This window comes from Actinosynnema sp. NPDC023658 (assembly GCF_040639995.1).
Taxonomy (GTDB): domain Bacteria; phylum Actinomycetota; class Actinomycetes; order Mycobacteriales; family Pseudonocardiaceae; genus Actinosynnema.
In genome coordinates this window covers 2,420-7,846 of the sequence record NZ_JBFAAX010000271.1, presented here as the reverse complement: position 1 = coordinate 7,846, position 5,427 = coordinate 2,420, and the positions used below count along the sequence as shown (strand labels likewise).

3 protein-coding genes are annotated in these 5,427 nt (G+C 73.2%); all 3 read right to left on the bottom strand.

All coding sequences use genetic code 11. The features are described 5' to 3' along the window. Positions 1 to 13 precede the first annotated feature (13 nt). A complete protein-coding gene (locus AB0G02_RS23440) occupies positions 14 to 631 on the bottom strand; it encodes an LPXTG cell wall anchor domain-containing protein (RefSeq protein WP_360797605.1) in 618 nt (205 codons plus the stop codon). A gap of 300 nt (positions 632 to 931) precedes the next feature. After that, positions 932 to 4,375, bottom strand: coding sequence for a TM0106 family RecB-like putative nuclease (locus AB0G02_RS23435; protein WP_360797604.1), 3,444 nt, complete (start codon positions 4,373 to 4,375; stop codon positions 932 to 934). 208 nt (positions 4,376 to 4,583) lie between these two features. Beyond that, positions 4,584 to 5,427 (bottom strand): HEXXH motif-containing putative peptide modification protein (locus AB0G02_RS23430; protein ID WP_360797603.1); only part of this gene is annotated, 844 nt, incomplete at its 5' end.

The following is a 5,427-nucleotide window of genomic DNA, read 5'->3' as shown; positions in this document are numbered from 1 at the left end:
CTCGTCGTCGGTACTAGCTGTTGTTCGCCGAACGACGACGCAGCACCATCAGCAGGGCCGCGCCACCGCCGAGCAGGAGGACGCCGATGACCAGCGGGATCGCGATGCTCGCACCCGTGTTGGCCAGCGCGTTCGTGTCACCCGCGGGCACCACGGCCGCCTCGGTGGTGGTCGTCGCGGCCGGGGCCGAGGACTCGGTCGTGCTGGTCGGAGCCACCTCGGTGGTGGTCGTCGTCGTGGTGGTCGTGGTGGTGGTCGTCGGCGGGACCATCTCCACGCACGCCTTGACGGTCTTCGTCTCGCTGAAGGAGTACTTGTTGTCGTCGTACGCCTTGACGGCGACCACGAACACGTGCTCGGCGTCGCCGCTCGCGGTGTACGACTGCTGGAACTTGTCGCCGAAGTCCTTGTTCTCCAACTCCTTGCCGTCGAGGGTGACCTTGACGTTGTTGGACTTCTGCGCGTTGCTCTTGGCGTACGCCGTCAGCTGCACGCTGAGGGTGGTGGTGCCGTTCTCGCACTTCGCGGTCAGCTGCGGGGTGTGCGCGGAGGCGGGGATGGCGGCGAAGACGGTCGCGGCGACGGCGGCGGTGACTGCGCCGACCAGGGCGCCGACTCTGGCGAACTGCATGTGAGGGCTCCTGAGGGAAGGGCTGAGGAGAACCGCGTCACCTTATCGGGGAGTATGTAACAACTCGATCGGGGGTTAGGTAACTACTTCCCGTAGTTTCGAGACCTCACGGGTTCGCAGGTCACCGGCCGTGACCGCCGGTCACCGCGGTCGGGGTCCGGTCCCGGTGCGACGTCCGAAGCCCGTCCCAACCGGACACGACGTCCGGGCTGATCCGAACCGGACACGACGGCCGGTTCCGCAGTGGGTGCCGCTCCGTCCGGAACGGTCAGCCGTGGACCGCAGGCGTCGTCACCGGTGTCAGGCCTGGCCGGCGTCGACGGCCCACGGCCGGGCGTCCGCCATCAGCCCGATCATCCCGGACACCAGCCGGAGCTGGTCGACGCCGCGGATGTCGGCTTCCACCAGCCGCGGCGAGCACACCACGACCGCCACGGCCTGCGCCCGCGACAGAGCCACGTTCAACCGGTTGCGCGACAGCAGGAAGTCCAGCCCGCGCGGCAGGTCCACCGCCGCCGACGACGTCATGGTGGTGATCACGACGGGCGCCTCCTGGCCCTGGAACCGGTCCACCGTGCCGACCCGCACGTGCTCGTAACCGTGCTTCTCCAGCTCGCGCCGCACCAGTCGCACCTGGAGGTTGTACGGCGCGACCACGAGGACGTCCGAGTCGTCCAGCGCCCGCGCGTTCGGCCCGTCCGTCCACATGCGCCCCATCAGCGACCGCACCACGTCCACCACCGCCGTCGCCTCCTCGATGGACGACGTGGTGTTGTGCGAGTGCGGCACCGAGTGCACGTACACACCGGACGGCACACCGGCGATCCCGCGTTCGGCGGCGCTCGGGTGGGCGTGCAGCAGGCCCGCGTACGACAGGTTCGACACCGGCGCGCACACCGCCGGGTGCATCCGCCGCGTCTGGTCCAGGAAGTAGCCCAGCTCCGGCGGGATCACGTCGGCGTCCCCGATCAGGTGCCCCAGCGCCGAGGCCTCCGCGCCGGCCGGGTGGGTGCCCTGGACGACCTGCGGCAACTGCTGCGGGTCGCCCAGCAGCACGAGGTTGCGCGCGCACGTCGACACGGCCAGCGCGTCGGCCAGCGCGAACTGGCCGGCCTCGTCCACGATCAGCACGTCGAACGGCTGCTCGCGCAACGCCGCGTTGGCGAACGTCCACGCCGTGCCGCCGACCAGGTGCCCACCGCCCTGGTCGTTCCGCCACCGCACCAGCGCCGGGTTGTCCCGCGGCTGCTCCCACGAGCAGTCCTTCGCGGGCGTGCCCTTGGCGCGCTTGGCCGTCGGGATCGGCACGCCCAGCTCGCGGCCCGCGGCCAGGGCGGCGCTCAGCACGTTCTCCACCGCCTTGTGGCTGGTGGACGTCACGCCGACGCTGCGCCCGCCGCGGATCAGGTGCGCGATCAGCCGTCCCGCCAGGTAGGTCTTGCCCGCGCCCGGCGGGCCCTGCACGGCCAGCGTCGAGCCGTCCAACGCGTCCACCGCGGCGATCACGTCCGCGATCAGGTCGTCGCCGCGGGGCAGCGCGCCGGTCCGGAGCCGCGGCGGCGTGCGGCGGACCAGGTCGACGCCGGGGTGCGGCGGCAGCTCGGGCAGCACGTCCACGACCGACCGCGCCAGGTCGTAGACGGCCTCGTCCTTGGGCGTCGGCCGGACCGGGCTGCCCGGCAGCACCGCGACGGGCTGCCCGCCGTGCACGTCGTCGGGCGCGACGCTCTCCAGCACCACCACGTCCTCGGCCGACTCGGCCAGCACCACGGCGTCACGGGTCACGTTCGCGGGCGTGCCGGGGTACAGCAGCCGCACCTGGTCACCGGTCGCGAACGGGTGCGGCCGGTCCGGGTCGCACCACAGCCGCACCTCCCGCTTGGCCTTGCGGACCCGACCGGACGGCATCGCCCAGTCCTGCGCCCGCACCGACACCGGCACGGCGCACGCGCTGTCGGACTCCAGCTCGCTCAGCGGCGCCGCGACCTGCCGGAAGAAGTCCCACCACGCCGGGTTCGTCTCCCGCCGGTGGTAGCCGACGGCGGCGGCCAGCAGCGCCCGCGCCCGCTCGTCGTCCGTCGCCTCCGCCGGGTTGTCCGGCAGGCCCTCCAGCAGCGGGTCGACCACGGCGGCGAGGCGTTCGGCGCGCTCGGCCCGGCGCTGGGCGGCGAGCTCGTCCTCGATCTCCTCGGTGAACGACGGCTCCGGCACGTGCGGCTCGATGCCGGCTTCCTGGCGCACCTCCAGCAGGAACCGGTAGAGCCGCAGCGTGGAGACGCAGTCGTAGGTGTTGTAGTCCGCGATGCCGGTGAGCACGTCCTCGGCGCGGGCCGGGTCGGCGTCGCGCAGGGCCAGGAACTCCTCGTACGCCTCGATGCTGGAGACGGCGGTCGTGACCTCGCCCGCGCGCGCCCCCGGCATGTAGAGCGGCTCCAGGTACTTGATCGAGTACGACCGCTGGGACACGCGCAGCGCCTTGCGCACCACGGCGTACAGGTCGACCAGCGCGCCGGAGCGCAGCAGGTGGTCGACGGCTTCCTCCCGCGTGCCGTGCAGGGCGGCGAGCTTCTTGAGCGCGTTCACCTCGTACGGCGCGTAGTGGTAGACGTGCGCGTCCGGGTGCTCCTCCAGGGTGCGGGTGGCGAAGTCGACGAACCGCTCGAACGCCGCCTTCTCCTGCGGCCGGGTGTGCGCCCAGAACGGCGTGAACCGCTCGTCCCCGTCGACCACGCCGAACAGGTACTCCAGGCCCTCGCCGCCCAGGGCGAACGGGTCGCCCTCCATGTCGAAGAACAGGTCGCCGGGGCTGGGCACGGGCAGGCCGGCCAGCGCCTCGGGCGCGACGACCTCGTAGGCGACCTTGCCGATCGGGTCGTCGTCGGTGCGCGAGTCGTCCTGGATGACCTGGAGCGCGGCCTGGGCGCGCAGGCCGGTGAACGTCGCCGCGGACATCGTCGCCGGGCGGTCCGCGCGGGTGGCGTTGGCCAGGGCGTCGATCGTGCCCAGGCCGGCCGCGGCGAGCTTGCGGCGCTGGTCGGTGCGGATGCCGGCGACCAGGGACAGGTCGCGGTCGGCCTCCCGGCCGGTGGCGCAGTGCTTGCCGAACCGGCAGGTGGCGCACGCCGGGCGCTCGTCGTCCCAGAGCCGTTCGGGCAGGGACGCGGGTGCGGCGAGGCGGGCGCGGAGGCGGGTCCGGAGGTCGCGGACGAGCGGCAGGAAGTCGGCGACCTGGAACGTCTTGGTCGTGCCGTCGCCCAGCAGGAGGTGCATGGCGGGTCCGGCGTGGTGGCCGAGCGCGTGGGCGTAGGCGGTGAGCTGGACGACGGCGGCCGGGGTGGCGTGCCGGGCGAGCTTGGCGTCGTGCGGCTCGTAGCCGCGGTCGGTGGCGACGAGGAAGTCGGCGCGGCCGTGGAAGCCGTCGGCGTAGAAGACGGCCTGGTAGATCACCGGCGCGCGGTCCGCGATGGCGCGGGCGGTCAGCCGTGCGGCCTCGGTGAGGGCTTCGTGCGTCGGTGCGGGTTGGGGGATCTCGACCACGTCGTGCTCGGCCCGGAACCGGTCCAGGATCGCCTGCTCGTGCGCCAGGCCGTGCCGGGTGGCCAGGAGGTTCGGCCGGTCGTCCGGCACGGGTGCGCCGGGCAGCCCGGTGGCCAGCGCCAGCGCGAGCCGGCTGCGGTGGTCGCACTCCAACAGGTCCACCAGGTCCGCGGGGGAGTGCACCAGGTGGCCGTCGGCGGTGAGCATGGCGGGCAGTATCGCGGCCGGACGGCTCAACCCCGGGGACCGCGCACGGCGAGTCGCGGTACTGCGGCGACCACCACTCCCACCCGTTCTGAGCGTTCAACTCACCTGTCCTGAACGTAGGACTCTCGCGCTCCGAACGTAGGACTCTCGCGAGAGTCCTACGTTCACGTCGCGCGTGTCCTACGTTCGGAACGCGCGTGTTGAGCGTTCAGGACGGGTGGCCGTGGGTGGATCGCCAGCGGGTCCGGTGGGTGGCGGCCTCGGCTTCGGCCGCGGCCAGGGCGGCCGGCGGGAGGGGTTCGGCGCACCAGGCGCGCAGGACGGCGGCCATCTCCGCGACGAAGCGCGTGCCGGTCGGGGTGAGCTCGCCGCTGGCCAGGAGCGTCTCGGCGGTGATCAGCGCGGCCGAACGCCAGCGCGCGTACTCCGCCTGCGCCGCCGGGCCGGGTCGGGCACGCCAGAACCCGGCCACGCCCAGGTGCGCGTACGTGCCGTGCAGCAGACCGGCGGCCGGGCGCGGGTCCTCGCGCCACGGCGCGTAGAACACCGCGTCACGACCCGGCTCGACCAGCGGGAACAGGTCCGTCAACGCCACCAGCTTGCTGTGCTGCGCCTCGTGCACCAGCGTCACGGCCAGCGCCTCCGCGTCCCGCATGGGCGAGAGGAACACGCACCCGAACGCGTCGGCCAACGTCGCGCTGCTCGTCCCCGAAGCCGACGACGGCATCGGTGTCAGCACCGACACGACCTCGGAGAACTCCGCCGCGAGCGCCGGGTGGTCCCGCACCAGCACGTCCCAAGCACCCCGAAGCGCGTCACGCCACCACGGCAGGTCGACCGACGCGGCCACCGGCAGCCCGTCCGGCACCCCGCCACCGGCCCACAGGTCCACCTGCACGGAGAACCCGCCCAGGTCCACCTCCGGCAACGGCTCGTAGACCAACCCCGGCCCCACCACCACGCCCAACGACGGCAGCGAGAACACCTCCACCGGCGGGAACTCCAGGTCCACCGCCACCCCGGCCCGCACCGCCGCCGCGGCCGCCGTGAAC

Bases quoted from the DNA above. Each gene is read 5' to 3' on its own strand.
- AB0G02_RS23440 (WP_360797605.1), bottom strand. From the start codon at position 631: ATGCAGTTCGCCAGAGTCGGCGCCCTGGTCGGCGCAGTCACCGCCGCC.
- AB0G02_RS23435 (WP_360797604.1), bottom strand. From the start codon at position 4,375: ATGCTCACCGCCGACGGCCACCTGGTGCACTCCCCCGCGGACCTGGTG.